The following is a 14704-nucleotide window of genomic DNA, read 5'->3' on the forward strand; positions in this document are numbered from 1 at the left end:
TCTTGGAATTCTGGAAAAGGCGTGGGCAGCCGGTCAGAGGCGCCCCAGCTCCACGTACAACGGGCGGTTGTCGATGCCCGGACGAGGGTCGTCGCCATAGCTCAGCCAGAAGTGCGTCGAAAACAGCTTCTGGCGTTTGTAGCCGCGGGGCACCTCCAGCAGCGGGTCGTCGTTGCAGACGGCGCAGGCCAGCGCGTCGTACTTCTGGCCGGCGTTGGCCATGATCCAGTCGATCAGGCCCTGGTAGATGGCTTTGTCATCGCCCGCCACCAGGGTGGTGTGCAGGGTCAGGTAGTTCAGCATGCCGCCCACCGGGGGCAGCTTGAAGCCACCGAACAGGCCGGCGTACACGTTGTACAGCGGCCTGATCACCTGCATGATGGGCTTCATGCCCACGATGCGCGTCTGCTTGAAGGCCTTCTGGTTCCAGCCGCCCAGCATGCCCACGATCTGGCCGCCCTTGAACGCCAGCGCGTAGTCACCGATCGAGATGCCCGCGTAGTACGGGTCCTGGGCCATCATCTTGCTGAAGTCGTAGCAAGGGTAGCCGTTGCGGCGGGGCGCTTCGCGGTCGAAAAAGGCCTGCATGGCCGGTACATCGGCCGCCGTGGCCGCGCGGATCTCCACGCCCGCCGGGATGCGAGGCGTCAGCTTGCGCGTGTAGATGAAGCTGGTCTCGATGGTGTGGCTCACCCAGTAGTCGAACAGCACACCGTCGGCGGCCTTGCGGGCGGCGTCCAGCGGCGCGGTGTTGTCCTTGAGCACAATGCCCTGCAGCAGGTCCTGGCCCGTGCGGAACTCTTTTTGCGCAATGAACAGCTGCGAGGCGATGCCGCGGCGGCGATAGAACGGGTCCACTCGGGTGTCGCCCGAATAGAACACGCGGCGACGTTTGCCGCTGATGTACAGGTCACGGCCCGAGATCACGGTCAGGCCGGCCAGCACATCAGGGCGCTCGTCGTCATCGGCCACGGTGATCACGAACTCTTCGCCGATCACGGCGGCCCCGGTGAAGAAATCGGGCGTGCGCTGGAAGCACATCTCGGCAGGCCCAGGCATGGTGATCTTCGTCACCAGGTCCTGGATCTTGGGGTTGTCGGCCTTGTTGCCCAGCCGGACCGTGATCGCCATGGAAACCTCTTGTCGTTCTGCGGAATGTGTACTGCGTCGCAAGGATAGGGGAAGCGTGCCCCGATCAAGCGTCGATCAGCGCCACTTGTGGCGCCTTTTGGTCGAGCACGTCACGCAGCACATCGGGGATTGCGCCCTTCCAGTGCCGCAGGGGCTCGATCTTGATGTTGCCTTCGATCATGCCGCGCAGGCGGCACTGGTCGAGGTAGACCTCGCGCATGTGGGGCAGGGCCACGCAGGCCGCGGCCTGCAGTTGCCCCAGCTCGCGCGCCAGCTTGTAGTGGAAGCTGCTCATCAGGCCAAGCTCCACTTGGGCTGACAGGCTGTCCTGCAGGGCCTGTGTGTCGACGCCTGCCTGGCACTCCACCAGCAGCACATAGCCGGGCGTGCGCCCGCGCGATTCGTCCAGGGCCAGCAGGGTCACCGGCATGGCCCGCTGCATCTGCAGGCCATCGAGCACTTCCTGCACGCGGGTGGCGGCGGTCTTTTCGCCCACCAGGTCCACGCCGTCGTTGCGGCCCAGGAAGGTCAGGCAGGGCACGGTGCCCAAGAAACCGTCCACACGCACCACATCGCTCATCTTGTAGCGCGCAAAGCCCGAGCCGGTGGTCATGATGGGAATCACTTCCATGCCTTCCTTGAGCTGCCAGCTCGGGATCACCTCACCGGTGTCCACACGCTCGAACTCGTAGAAGTGGCTGGTGTAGGCCAGCGGAAAGCGCCCACGGAAGGGGAAGGTCACCACGCCCTCGGTGGCCCACAGGCCCTTGCCCTGGAAGCTGGCATGCGGCAGCAGCTCGCGCAGGCGCTGTGCCCAGGGTGCGGCGGCGGCCGTGTCCCAGGCGCTCACCACGGCCAGCTTGGGCCACAGTTGCTTGAAGAAGGTGGGGCTGAGCTGCCCGTCCCAGGCGCGCAGCAGGCGGGCGGCACGATCCGACCGTGGGCAGCGGGTGCCGGCCATGCGCGGCTCCCGGGCACCCCAGGTGCCGGTGGCCAGGCTGTGGGCCAACTCCAGTCGCCATTGCGACATCTGCTCCATGGCGCCCAGCGCGAACGTGGGGCTCCACACCGACAGGAAAGCGAAGTGTTCGTCGGCGCACAGGTTGGCGATGGTGGCAAACAGCGAATCGTCCGACGTTTCGGCCAGGGCCACGTCTTGCGGCACGGCCTGCGTCAGGTAAGCCAGCAGGCGCTTGCCGAACGACAGCATCTTCATGTCGTCGTTGATGTCGCCGGCCGTCTGGCTGCGCATCTCGGTCGGGATCCACGACAGCGACCAGTAGTGCGTGCCATGCATCTGCGCCGGGTACTGGCGGTACAGGTCACCGAACCAGGCCGTGATGACCTCGTCCATCTCGGCCAGGAACATCTTGGAGTACGGGATCCACTTCACCGCCGATGTCGAGCCGCTGGTCGGCTGGTAGCGCACTGTGGGCGAGTCGATCAACAGGGCTTCTTTCGAGACGCGCTGGCGCTCGAGCACTTCGGCGTAGTCTTTGTAGGTGCTCAGTGGCACGGCCTTGGCGAACTGCTCCCAGGTCCAGTCGGCCTGCAGGCCGCGCTTGCGCCCTTCTGGCGAATTGGCGGCCGCAGCCAGCCAGCGCGACAGGCGTTCGCGCTGAACCTGTTCCAGTTGGCCCAGTTGCTGCTCGAATCGGCGGCAACCGGGGTTGACGAGCGATCGAAGGAGCTGGTGGCCGAGGGTGGTGCCGATCCCCATGCTCAGGAGGCCTTGCCTGCGTCGAGCGCGTCTTCGCTGTCATTGGCCCAGCGCTGGGCGGGCGGGGCGGCATTGAGCTTTTGCTCGACCTGCTTGCCCTTGACCTTCTGGCCCAGCACATTGCGCTTGAACCACTTGGCCGGGCGGTGCCACAGCGACAGCAGGATCGAGTGGTAGTCGAGCGCAGCCAGACACGGCAGCTCGTGGCCCACGCGCCAGCCCGGGTTGACCTGGTCGAAGTAGGCGATGTGCTCGTTGCTGGCGGCCAGCTCGGGCGTGATGTCGGCCACGTCACCCTTGAGGTGCACGTAGTCGTGACCGAAGTCCAGCACACCTTTTTCCTTGTCGTAGTACTCGGGGAAGAGCTGCTGGCTGTACGACTCGGTCACATGCTTGTAGAACTCGTCGTTGCCCCAGGGGTCGCCACCGCTGCGGGGATAGAACTTGTACGAGTTGTTGGTCATCAAGAGGTACGTCTTGTAGCCCTTGGAGATCAGGAACCAGTACAGCGGGATCCAGGGCGGGCGCACCACGATCTGGCGCACGCAGAATTTGTAGAAGGCCTTGGCCAGCTCGTTGTTGCCCCAGTAGCGCTTGTCCACGATGGTGTCGCCGCTGAAGATGCCACGCACCTTGCGGCCATCGACCGTCATGTGCATCAGCACCTGCGTGGAAAAGCCCACCAGGCGGTCGTCCGACTTGCGCGTCACCATGATCACGCCGGTCTTCTTGCTCAGGTCGCTGATGAAGATGTCCAGCGCCGTGTTCTCATAGTAGGACTGGTACAGCTCGTACATCTGCTTGATGTGCGTGACCGTCACCCGATCGATCGGGCAATAGAAGGTGCGCGTCTTTTCCTTGGGGGCAGATGTCGGCATGGTGAGGCTCCGGGATGTTTGAACGATCGGTCGGCGGCAGCCGGCGACCATCGGACAAAGGGGCTTGCTGCAAACGCAAAATGTTTCAATACGTTTGTGTGAATGATGCCGCTCACCCCTGGAGGGGGCATGTGGGGCTTGCCCGGGGGGATCCCTCGAACGGGGGGTATGCAATGACACCCCTGGGGGTTGGTGGCGACAGGCCCAAGGCCTTGTTTCTGCTGGGTGGCCGAAGGGCGCGCCGGCAACGCGTTCTGCGTGACACCCGCGCCTGAGGGGCTGGGATCTCAAGTCTTCTATAAGACAGTGCTTGGCGATCTGCGGGGTAGCCCGTATAATCTTTAGGTTTTGCCGACACCAAGGTCGGGTTTTTCAATCACTCGCTGGCATGACGCCTTCAGAACGCAAGCCCTCGGGTGGCTTTGAGGATTCGCAAGATTCCTTGTGGCCCGATGAAAAACCTGATGCCCCGGTGCAGCCGCTGACGCGGGATGAGGCGCAAGCCCTCCTTGCTCGCTACCCGACCCTGTCGCCTTGGCGCGTGATCGCCTGGCAACTGGTGGTGGGTGTCCTTGTCGCGCTGCTGTGGGGTGTGGCGTCTGGTGATCTGGTCGCGGTCAAGTCGTCGCTTTACGGGGCGGCAGTGGCTGTGGTGCCCAACGTGCTCATGGTGCGTGGGGTGTTTGGGCCCAACGGTGGGCGCAGTGTCGGTGGGTTGCTCGTGTGGGAGCTCATCAAGATCTGCGGCGCCGGCGCCCTGCTGGCGATCTCGCCGGTGGTGGTGCCAGGCCTGAACTGGGCGGCCATGTTGATCACCATGGTGTTGTGCATGAAGGTCATTGGGGTGGCGCTGCTGATGCAGGGCCGCTTGAAAAAATCTTGAATTGACGAGAGTTGCTGATGTCTGCTGAAGCTCACGCCGCCGCGCACGCGCCGACCGCGCCCGAATACATCGGGCACCACCTGACCCACCTGCAGTACAACCTGGTGGGCAAGACCGGCAATCAGAGCCAGATCGTCGACTGGACCTACCTGAACGTCGACTCGCTGTTCTGGTCGATCACCACGGGTCTGCTGGCGGTGTTCTTCCTGTGGCGTGCTGCCAGCAAGTCCACTTCGGGCGTGCCGGGCCGCTTCCAGGGTCTGGTCGAGATGCTGGTCGAAATGGTCGACACGCAGGCCAAGGGCATCATCCACAACGCCGCCTCGCGCAAGGCTGTCGCCCCGCTGGCCCTGACCGTGTTCATGTGGATCTTCTTCATGAACGCCATGGACATGATTCCGGTTGACCTGATCCCCCGCCTGTGGGAAGGTGCCTATGCCGCAGCCGGACACGACCCGCACCACGCTTACATGCGTGTCGTGCCCACCGCCGACCTGTCCACCACCCTGGGCCTGTCCATCTCGGTGCTGCTGGTCTGCCTGTACTACAACATGAAGATCAAGGGCGTTGGCGGCTGGATCAAGGAACTGTTCACCGCCCCCTTCCATGCCCATGGCTTGGCCGCGCTGGCCCTGGCCCCGGCCAACTTCGCCCTGAACCTGGTCGAATTCGGTGCCAAGACCATCTCGCACGGCATGCGACTGTTCGGCAACATGTACGCCGGTGAACTGGTGTTCATGCTGATCGCCCTGCTGGGTGCCGCTGTGGGGTCGACCCTCACAGCTGGCGGCGCCGGCCTGTGGGTCCTGCACCTGTTCGCAGGTTCGGCCTGGGCCATCTTCCACATCATGGTCATTGCCCTGCAAGCATTCATCTTCATGATGCTGACCCTGGTGTACATCGGTCAGGCCCACGAGGGTCACTGATCTCGGGTTCTGCCCAAACGTTTTCTCCCTCTCTTTTTCTTCCTTAACCAACCTTTCTTTTAGGAGCAATCATGGAACTGGTGTTGGCAAACGTCGCTCTGGCTTGTGGTCTGATCATCGCCCTGGGCGCCATCGGTGCTTGTATCGGTATCGCTCTGATGGGCGGCAAGTACTTCGAAGCCACCGCTCGTCAGCCCGAACTGATGAACGAACTGCAGACCAAGATGTTCCTGCTGGCCGGTCTGATCGACGCCGCCTTCCTGATCGGTGTCGGTATCGCCATGCTGTTCGCTTTCGCCAACCCCTTCATCGCTGGTCTGGCCAAGTAATCGGTCCTTCTCGACTGAACAATCCCTGTAACCGAGAAAGGTCCGAGCCGTGAATCTGAACGCAACGCTGTTCGCGCAGATCGTGGTCTTCGGGATCCTCTGGTGGTTCACGATGAAGTTCGTGTGGCCACCGATCACGAAGGCCCTCGACGAGCGCGCAAGCAAGATCGCTGACGGTCTGGCCGCTGCCGACAAGGCCAAGCTGGAATTGGCGAATGCCAACAAGAGCGTCCAGGAGCAGCTCGCCCAGTCCCGCGACGAAATCGCTCAACGCCTGGCCGACGCTGAAAAGCGTGCCGCTGCCATCGTTGAAGAAGCCAAGCAGCGCGCTTCGCAAGAAGCCGCCAAGATCGTGTCCGACGCCAAGGCTGAGGCTGATCAGCTGGCTGTCCAGGCCCGTGAAGCCCTGCGCGAGCAGGTCGCTGGCCTGGCCGTCAAGGGTGCCGAGCAGATCCTGCGTCGTGAGGTCTCCGCCGAGGTCCACGCCGACCTGCTGAGCCGTCTGAAGTCGGAGCTGTGATCATGGCCGAGCTTGCCACCATCGCCCGCCCCTACGCAGACGCGCTCTTCAAGGCCACCCCTGAGGCCGAGCAGGCTGCCTGGGTCGACCAGGTTCGCGCCCTGGCTGTCGTCGCTGCCGACGCACAGCTGCGCGAATTTGCCGACAACCCCCGTGTCACGCAAGAGCAAGTCTTTGGCGTGGTCACCGGGGCTGCCAAGGTGGTTCTGGCTCCGGTCGTGGCCAACTTCCTGCGTACCGTCCTGGAAAACGGTCGTCTGGCGGCTCTGCCGCTGATGGCCGAACAGTACCAAGCACTCGTGCAAGCCCGCCAGGGCGTTGCCGAAGCCCAGATCTTCAGCGCTTACCCGATCTCTGACGCCCAGGTGTCCGACATCGTGGTGCCGCTGGAAAAGCGCTTCGGTCGCAAGCTGGCTCCGACTGTTCAGGTTGATCCTGAACTCATCGGTGGTGTGCGCGTGGTCGTCGGCGATGAGGTGCTCGACACTTCCGTCAAGGCCCGCCTGGAACGCATGAAGTCGGCTCTCCTGGCGTGATCCGGAGCCCGGCCCGCAACAGACACACTGTCGCTCACAACCCTGCCGGTGGCGTGTGCCACCGGTTGTCGTCAACGAGGTTTGCCCAAGGGCAGCCCTTGACCAGCCTGGGAGCTAAGCAATGCAACTGAATCCCGCAGAAATTTCCGAACTGATCAAGAGCCGCATCGAGGGTCTCGGCGCGGCTGCCGACATTCGCAACCAAGGTACCGTCATCTCCGTGACCGACGGCATCGTGCGCATCCACGGCTTGTCCGATGCGATGCAAGGCGAAATGCTCGAATTCCCCGCCAACGCTGCTGGCGTGCCCACTTTTGGTCTGGCCCTGAACCTGGAGCGTGACTCCGTGGGCGCCGTGATCCTGGGTGAGTACGAGCACATCTCCGAAGGCGACACCGTCAAGTGCACCGGCCGCATCCTGGAAGTGCCCGTGGGCCCCGAACTGGTGGGTCGCGTGGTCAACGCCCTGGGTCAGCCCATCGACGGCAAGGGCCCGATCGATGCCAAGCTGTCGTCGCCCATCGAGAAAATCGCCCCTGGCGTGATCGCTCGTGAATCGGTGTCGCAGCCCCTGCAGACCGGCATCAAGTCGATCGACTCGATGGTGCCGATCGGCCGTGGCCAGCGCGAGCTGATCATCGGTGACCGTCAGACCGGCAAGACCGCTGTCGCCATCGACGCCATCATCAACCAGAAGGGTCAAGGCGTGACCTGTATCTACGTTGCCATCGGTCAGAAGGCATCGTCGATCAAGAACGTCGTGCGCTCGCTGGAGCAAGCTGGCGCCATGGAGTACACCATCGTGGTGGCTGCCTCGGCCTCTGACTCGGCTGCCATGCAGTTCGTGTCGGCCTACTCGGGCTGCGCCATGGGCGAATACTTCCGCGACCGCGGCCAAGACGCCCTGATCGTGTACGACGACCTGTCCAAGCAAGCCGTCGCCTACCGTCAAGTGTCGCTGCTGCTGCGCCGCCCGCCCGGCCGCGAAGCTTTCCCTGGCGACGTGTTCTACATCCACTCGCGCCTGCTGGAGCGTGCCGCCCGTGTGAACGCCGACTACGTCGAAGCCTTCACCAACGGCGAAGTGAAGGGCAAGACCGGTTCGCTGACCGCCCTGCCCATCATTGAAACGCAAGCCGGCGACGTGTCCGCTTTCGTTCCGACCAACGTGATCTCGATCACCGACGGTCAGATCTTCCTGGAAACCAACCTGTTCAACGCAGGCATCCGTCCCGCCATCAACGCCGGTATCTCGGTGTCGCGCGTGGGTGGTGCTGCTCAGACCAAGGTCATCAAGGGCCTGTCCGGCGGTATCCGTACCGACCTGGCGCAGTACCGTGAACTGGCGGCTTTCGCCCAGTTCGCCTCCGACCTGGACGCAGCCACCCGCAAGCAGCTGGACCGCGGTGCCCGTGTGACCGAACTGCTCAAGCAGGCTCAGTACCAGCCCCTGTCGGTGTCGCTGATGGCTGCCACGCTGTTCGCCGTGAACAAGGGCTACATGGACGATGTGGACGTCAAGAAGGTTCTGGCCTTCGAAAGCGGCCTGCACCAGTTCCTGAAGACCAGCCACGCTGCCCTGCTGGCCAAGGTTGAGCAGACCAAGGCCCTGGACAAGGACGCTGAAGCTGAACTGCAAACGGCCGTCGTTGCGTTCAAGAAGACCTTCGCCTAAAGGAGCACGCCATGGCGGCAGGCAAGGAAATACGCAACAAGATCAAGAGCGTCGAGAACACCAAGAAGATCACCAAGGCCATGGAAATGGTCGCGGCTTCGAAGATGCGCAAGGCGCAGGATCGCATGCGTGCGGCCCGTCCTTACGCTGAAAAGGTGCGCAACATCACGGCCAACCTGTCGGCTGCGATCCCCGAGTACGTTCACCCCTTCATGGCCGCCAACCCGGCCGGCAAGAAGGTGGGCTTCATCGTGGTGAGCACCGACAAGGGCCTGTGCGGCGGTCTGAACACCAACGTCCTGCGTGCCGTGACCAACAAGCTCAAGGAGCTTGAGGGCAACGGCGTGAAGGCTGACGTGGTGGCCATCGGCAACAAGGCAGCTGGCTTCTTCGGTCGGATCAACGCCAACGTCGTGTCCCAAGTGACCGGCCTGGGCGACACCCCGCACCTGGAAAAGCTGATCGGTCCGGTGAAGGTCCTTCTGGATGCTTACGCCGCCGGTGAACTCAGCGCCGTCTACCTGTGCTTCACCCGCTTCATCAACACGATGAAGCAGGAGCCCCTGGTGCAGCAGCTGCTGCCCCTGAAGGCCGAAGACCTGAAGGCAGACGCTGGCCACCAGTGGGAATACATCTACGAGCCCGAGCCGAAGGTCGTCATCGATGACCTGATGATTCGCTACGTGGAAGCGCTGGTGTACCAGGCTGTGGCCGAGAACATGGCCTCCGAGCAGTCGGCACGCATGGTGGCCATGAAGGCCGCCACCGACAACGCAGGCAATGTGATCAAGGAACTCAAGCTGGTCTACAACAAGACCCGCCAGGCCGCGATCACGAAGGAAATCTCCGAGATCGTTGGCGGCGCTGCCGCGGTCTGATCTGAATTTTGATGATTGAAGGAACGAAAAATGGCTGACACGCAAAACGCAGTGGGCAAGATCGTTCAGTGCATCGGCGCCGTGGTGGACGTGGAATTTCCGCGTGACCAGATGCCGAAGGTGTACGACGCCCTGAAGATGGATGGTTCGGCCCTGACCCTGGAAGTGCAACAGCTTCTGGGTGACGGCATTGTCCGTACCATCGCGCTGGGTTCGTCGGATGGTCTGCGTCGCGGCATGGTCGTGAGCAACACCAACGCGCCCATCACCGTGCCCGTGGGTCCCGCGACCCTGGGCCGCATCATGGACGTGCTGGGCAACCCCATCGACGAACGTGGTCCGGTCGATCAGACCAAGACCGCTTCGATCCACCGCAAGGCTCCGGCCTACGACGAACTGTCGCCCTCGACCGAGCTGCTGGAAACCGGCATCAAGGTGATCGACCTGGTCTGCCCGTTCGCCAAGGGCGGCAAGGTGGGTCTGTTCGGTGGCGCCGGTGTGGGCAAGACCGTGAACATGATGGAACTCATCAACAACATCGCCAAGGCTCACTCGGGTCTGTCGGTGTTCGCTGGTGTGGGCGAGCGTACCCGTGAGGGCAACGACTTCTATCACGAAATGTCGGACGCTGGCGTGGTGAAGCAGGACAACCTGGCTGAATCCAAGGTCGCCATGGTGTACGGTCAGATGAACGAGCCGCCGGGCAACCGTCTGCGCGTGGCCCTGACCGGTCTGACGATGGCCGAGTCGTTCCGCGACGAAGGCCGTGATGTGCTGTTCTTCGTGGACAACATCTACCGTTACACCCTGGCCGGTACCGAAGTGTCCGCTCTGCTGGGTCGCATGCCTTCTGCCGTGGGTTACCAGCCCACTCTGGCCGAAGAAATGGGCCGCCTGCAAGAGCGCATCACCTCGACCAAGGTTGGCTCGATCACCTCGATCCAGGCCGTGTACGTCCCTGCGGACGACCTGACCGACCCGTCGCCTGCCACCACCTTCGCCCACTTGGACTCGACCGTGGTGCTGTCGCGTGACATCGCCTCGCTGGGTATCTACCCCGCCGTGGACCCGCTGGACTCGACCTCGCGTCAGCTGGACCCGCACGTGGTCGGCGAAGAGCACTACACCGTGGCCCGCGCCGTGCAGGGCACCCTGCAGCGCTACAAGGAACTGCGCGACATCATCGCCATTCTGGGCATGGACGAACTGGCTCCGGAAGACAAGCTGCTGGTTTCGCGCGCTCGCAAGATCCAGCGCTTCCTGTCGCAGCCTTTCCACGTGGCCGAAGTGTTCACTGGCGCCCCTGGCAAGTACGTGCCCCTGAAGGAAACCATCCGTGGTTTCAAGATGATTGTGAACGGCGAGTGCGACAGCCTGCCCGAGCAAGCCTTCTATATGGTTGGTACGATCGACGAAGCCTTCGAAAAGGCCAAGAAGATGTAATCAGCGGCGTCCTGGGCGCGCTGGCTTCGTTGCCTTGCTCGCCAGACTTCGGGTCTGGCTGTGCGAGGCGCCTCGCCAGCCCACCCATGACTTGCTGATTGCTCTTTGATGTCTTTGCTGGCAAGTAACAGAGGAAGCACCTATGTCCACCATTCACGTTGACGTCGTTTCGGCCGAAGAGTCCATCTTCTCGGGCGAAGCCACGGTGGTGTCTGTGCCGGGTGAAGTCGGTGAGCTGGGCATCCTGCCCAAGCACGCACCGCTGATCACCCGCATCAAGCCCGGTGCCGTTCGCATCCAGCGTGCCGACAACCAGCAGGAAGAGTTCGTCTTCGTGGCTGGCGGCATCCTGGAAGTGCAACCCAACTGCGTGACCGTTCTGGCCGACACCGCCATCCGCGGCAAGGACCTGGACGAGGCCAAGGCCAACGAGGCCAAGCGCCTGGCCGAAGAGGCCGTGCAGAACGCCAAGGGCGATCTGGACCTGGCCAAGGCCCAGAGCGAACTGACCGAGATGGTGGCCCAGCTGGCCGCCATCCGCCGCCTGCGCAACACCCGCAAGTGATCCCCGCGCTGCCGGCCTCCGCCGGCAGTTGCCGAAAGCCTGCATGCTCACGCATGCAGGCTTTTTTCATGGGCGCAGATTTCGGGTACCTGGGGTGTTCCCGAGGGAGGCCGGTGCTGCGTACCGTTCGGCACGTGGTGCCAATGACCCGCACGGCGGGTCACCACACCATGGGGGCCTGCACGTTCAAGCCCCGATCCCCATGCCCATGTCTTGTCCCTTGGCCCCTTCAGTGGACGCCGTCGTTGGTGGCGCACCTGCCGGTGCGGCGCTGGACCCCGTGTACCCAGTGCACCCGCTGCCCCCGAGCCGGCATGGGCAGTCGCCGGCACGTTCGCGCCAGATGGTGGCGCGGCTGCGCTGGTTCGCTGGCCGCCATGCAGAGCCCGATGCCGGGCAGTGGGCCCAGATGGGGCAGGCCTTGTGGCTGGGTGATCCACTGGCCGACCACCTCATGGTCTGGATGCGGCAGCAAGGCATGGGCAAGGCCTGGAAGCAGTTCGAGGCCTTGCTGGCAACACCGCAGGCCCTGCCGTCTGACACGCCTGAACCCTTGGCGCGCTACCTGCGAGAGGCCCGGCGGTGGCCGGCATGGGTGGAGCCTGACCGCCTGGCCCGTGGCGCCGCCGTGCTGCACGGCACCGGCCTGCACGGCATGATGGTGCTGCGCGACGCCGGGCTGATGGCGGGCTACCAGGCTGCTGGCCTGAACAAGCCCCTGATCCACACGGGGGCCCTGGCCAAGGGCGCCCAGCGACGCATTGCCGAGACCACCGCCTGGTGGCTGGCCTGCACGGCCCCGGGCGGACTGGCAGACAACGGGCCGGGCGTGCAGATGACCCTGCGCGTGCGCCTGATGCATGCCCTGGTGCGCCACCAGTTGGCCCACGATGCCGATTGGGACGCCAACACCTGGGGCCTGGCCATCAACCAGCACGACATGCAGGCCACTTACCTGGGCTTCAGTGTGGTGCAGCTGATTGCGCTCAAGAGCACGGGCACGTGGCTGTCCCGCCAGGACAGCGAAGATGTGATGCACCTGTGGCGGGCCATTGGCTGGCTGATGGGTGTGGACGAGGCCCTGCTGGTGAGCAGCGAGCAGGAGGGGCGCGTGGCGTTGTACCGCAATCTGCTGAGCCAGGCGCCGGCCGATGACAGCAGCGTGGCCCTGGCCCGAGCGCTCATGGACGAGCCTTTGCAGCGTCGGTATGCCGACTGGCCGAAGCTGCGCGGCTGGCTCAACAAGCACAGGCATTTGAGCCTGGTGCAGTGGTTCGTGGGGGCGCGCGGCATGCGCGCGCTGGGCCTGCCGTTGACGCTGCCCTGGTACCCGGTGCTGACGGCGGCGCCCAAGGCGGCCAGCTCGGTGCTGGCCGCGCTGTCGCCCGTCTGGCGAGCGAATCGGGTGGTGCGCGGCCTGGCCGAACAGCAGGCTTACCTCAAGGTGCTGATGGGCGACGTGCCCGCCTGTCCGCATCAGCTGGGGCGTGTGGCGGGGCAGGCCGACGCCTGATGCAGGACAATGGCGGGATTCTCAGATCGGAACTCCGCCCATGCCCCGTCAGCCAGCCGCCAAGGCCAGTCGCGCCCAGGTCGCCTCGAAGCCCGTCACACCGAAAGCCGCGTTGAAGTCGACGAAGCCGTCGAAAAAGCCCGGCGCGACGATTCAGGCGCCTGCCCTGGGGCTGGACGACTACCTGCGCAAGATCCTGACCACCCGCGTGTACGACGTGGCCGTCGAGTCGCCGCTCGAGCGCGCCCGCCACCTGTCTGCCCGCCTGGGGCACGAGGTCTGGATCAAGCGCGAAGACACCCAGCCGGTCTTCAGCTTCAAGCTGCGTGGGGCTTACAACAAGATGGCACAACTCAGTGCCAAGGCCCTGGCCAAAGGCGTGATCTGCGCATCGGCTGGCAACCACGCGCAGGGTGTGGCCATGGGTGCGCGTCGACTGGGTTGCCAGGCCACCATCGTGATGCCCACCACCACACCGCAGGTCAAGATCGATGCGGTGGCTTCGTTCGGTGGCGACAACGTCAACATCGTGCTGCATGGCGACAGCTATTCCGATGCGGCCCTGCATGCCAAGGCCCTCGAAAAGAAGCACGGCATGACCTTCGTGCACCCCTTCGATGACCCGGACGTGATCGCCGGGCAGGGCACGGTGGCCATGGAGATCCTGCGCCAGCACAGTGGCCCGATCGATGCCGTGTTCGTGGCCATCGGTGGCGGCGGCCTCATCAGTGGCGTGGCCGCCTGCATCAAGGCCTTGCGCCCCGAGATCAAGGTGATCGGCGTGCAGATGAACGACTCCGATGCCATGGTGCGGTCGGCCAAGGCCGGGCAGCGCGTCACGCTGGACGATGTCGGGCTGTTCTCCGATGGCACGGCCGTGAAGCTGGTGGGCGAAGAAACACTGCGCCTGGTGCGTGAGCTGGTCGATGACTTCGTGATCGTCAACACCGACGCCGTGTGTGCCGCCATCAAGGACATCTACCAGGACACCCGCTCCATCGTGGAGCCGGCCGGTGCGCTGGGCGTGGCCGCCATCAAGCAGTACGCCGCGCGCCATGGCGGCCAGGGCAGGACGTACATCGCCATCAACTGCGGTGCGAACATGAACTTCGACCGCCTGCGCTTCGTGGCCGAGCGTGCCGACGTGGGCGAAGAAAAGGAAGGCCTGTTCGCGGTGACCATCCCGGAAGAGCGCGGCTCGTTCAAGCGCTTCTGCGAAATGATCGGTCCGCGCAACGTGACCGAGTTCAACTACCGCATCTCCGACGACAAACAGGCCCATGTGTTCGTGGGCCTGAGCACCCAGCGCAAGGGCGAGTCGAAGCAGCTGGCGCAGGCCTTCGAAGCCCAGGGCTTTGCCACGGTCGATCTCACCCATGACGAGCTGGCCAAGACCCATGTGCGCCACATGGTGGGCGGGCGCTCCTCGCTGGCCGATGGTGAGCGCCTGTACAGCTTCGTGTTTCCGGAGCGCCCCGGGGCGTTGATGCGTTTTCTCACCAGCATGCCGCCCGGCTGGAACATCAGCCTGTTCCATTACCGCAACCAGGGGGCTGACTATGGCCGCATCCTGGTGGGGCTGCAGGTGCCCAAGGACGAGGTCAAGGCCATCGGGCAGGTGCTGGAAGGCCTGGGCTACCACTACGTGGACGAGACCCGCAACCCGGTGTATCGGTTGTTCCTGCGCTGAGCCGCAACCGGCGATGC

The 14704-nt window shown here is 64.0% G+C and carries 14 protein-coding genes; 11 read left to right on the forward strand and 3 right to left on the reverse strand.

What is annotated here, in order from left to right; translation table 11 throughout:
- Positions 1-33 precede the first annotated feature (33 nt).
- The 3 genes from EYS42_RS13095 to EYS42_RS13105 all read right to left on the reverse strand — a co-directional run bounded on the left by EYS42_RS13095 (position 34) and on the right by EYS42_RS13105 (position 3729).
- Positions 34-1131 (reverse strand): GNAT family N-acetyltransferase, encoded by a 1098-nt coding sequence (locus EYS42_RS13095; RefSeq protein WP_130968636.1) that lies wholly within the window; start codon positions 1129-1131, stop codon positions 34-36.
- A 64-nt stretch (positions 1132-1195) separates the two neighbouring features.
- Positions 1196-2851 carry a GH3 family acyl-acid amido synthetase gene (locus EYS42_RS13100; RefSeq protein WP_130968637.1) on the reverse strand — a complete coding sequence of 552 codons (1656 nt, stop codon included), beginning with the start codon at positions 2849-2851 and terminating at the stop codon, positions 1196-1198.
- A gap of 2 nt (positions 2852-2853) precedes the next feature.
- Complete coding sequence (locus EYS42_RS13105; protein WP_130968638.1) at positions 2854-3729, reverse strand: hypothetical protein; 876 nt, start codon at positions 3727-3729, stop codon at positions 2854-2856.
- Positions 3730-4117: 388 nt separating this feature from the next.
- On the opposite strand from EYS42_RS13105, the gene EYS42_RS13110 reads away from it, so the two are divergent.
- The 11 genes from EYS42_RS13110 to ilvA all read left to right on the forward strand — a co-directional run bounded on the left by EYS42_RS13110 (position 4118) and on the right by ilvA (position 14687).
- Positions 4118-4612: an ATP synthase subunit I gene (locus EYS42_RS13110; RefSeq protein WP_130968639.1), complete on the forward strand. Its 495-nt coding sequence runs from the start codon at positions 4118-4120 to the stop codon at positions 4610-4612.
- Positions 4613-4629: 17 nt separating this feature from the next.
- Positions 4630-5538 (forward strand): F0F1 ATP synthase subunit A, encoded by a 909-nt coding sequence (gene atpB, locus EYS42_RS13115; RefSeq protein WP_130968640.1) that lies wholly within the window; start codon positions 4630-4632, stop codon positions 5536-5538.
- A 71-nt stretch (positions 5539-5609) separates the two neighbouring features.
- Entirely contained in the window at positions 5610-5867 is a 258-nt protein-coding gene (atpE, locus tag EYS42_RS13120) for a F0F1 ATP synthase subunit C (protein WP_130968641.1), read from the forward strand.
- Positions 5868-5916: 49 nt separating this feature from the next.
- Positions 5917-6387, forward strand: coding sequence for a F0F1 ATP synthase subunit B (locus tag EYS42_RS13125; protein WP_130968642.1), 471 nt, complete (start codon positions 5917-5919; stop codon positions 6385-6387).
- A gap of 2 nt (positions 6388-6389) precedes the next feature.
- On the forward strand, positions 6390-6923 hold the full coding sequence (locus EYS42_RS13130; protein WP_130968643.1) for a F0F1 ATP synthase subunit delta: 534 nt from the start codon (positions 6390-6392) through the stop codon (positions 6921-6923).
- A gap of 121 nt (positions 6924-7044) precedes the next feature.
- Positions 7045-8598, forward strand: coding sequence for a F0F1 ATP synthase subunit alpha (gene atpA, locus EYS42_RS13135; protein ID WP_130968644.1), 1554 nt, complete (start codon positions 7045-7047; stop codon positions 8596-8598).
- 11 nt (positions 8599-8609) lie between these two features.
- Positions 8610-9476 carry a F0F1 ATP synthase subunit gamma gene (gene atpG / locus EYS42_RS13140; protein WP_130968645.1) on the forward strand — a complete coding sequence of 289 codons (867 nt, stop codon included), beginning with the start codon at positions 8610-8612 and terminating at the stop codon, positions 9474-9476.
- A 30-nt stretch (positions 9477-9506) separates the two neighbouring features.
- Positions 9507-10919, forward strand: coding sequence for a F0F1 ATP synthase subunit beta (gene atpD, locus EYS42_RS13145; RefSeq protein ID WP_130968646.1), 1413 nt, complete (start codon positions 9507-9509; stop codon positions 10917-10919).
- 142 nt (positions 10920-11061) lie between these two features.
- Complete coding sequence (locus EYS42_RS13150) at positions 11062-11484, forward strand: F0F1 ATP synthase subunit epsilon (protein WP_130968647.1); 423 nt, start codon at positions 11062-11064, stop codon at positions 11482-11484.
- Positions 11485-11704: 220 nt separating this feature from the next.
- Positions 11705-12997, forward strand: coding sequence for an oxygenase MpaB family protein (locus tag EYS42_RS13155; protein WP_207301159.1), 1293 nt, complete (start codon positions 11705-11707; stop codon positions 12995-12997).
- A gap of 40 nt (positions 12998-13037) precedes the next feature.
- On the forward strand, positions 13038-14687 hold the full coding sequence (ilvA, locus tag EYS42_RS13160) for a threonine ammonia-lyase, biosynthetic (RefSeq protein ID WP_130968648.1): 1650 nt from the start codon (positions 13038-13040) through the stop codon (positions 14685-14687).
- Positions 14688-14704: the final 17 nt, after the last annotated feature.

The organism is Aquabacterium lacunae (assembly GCF_004310865.1).
Taxonomy (GTDB): Bacteria; Pseudomonadota; Gammaproteobacteria; order Burkholderiales; family Burkholderiaceae_C; genus Aquabacterium; species Aquabacterium lacunae.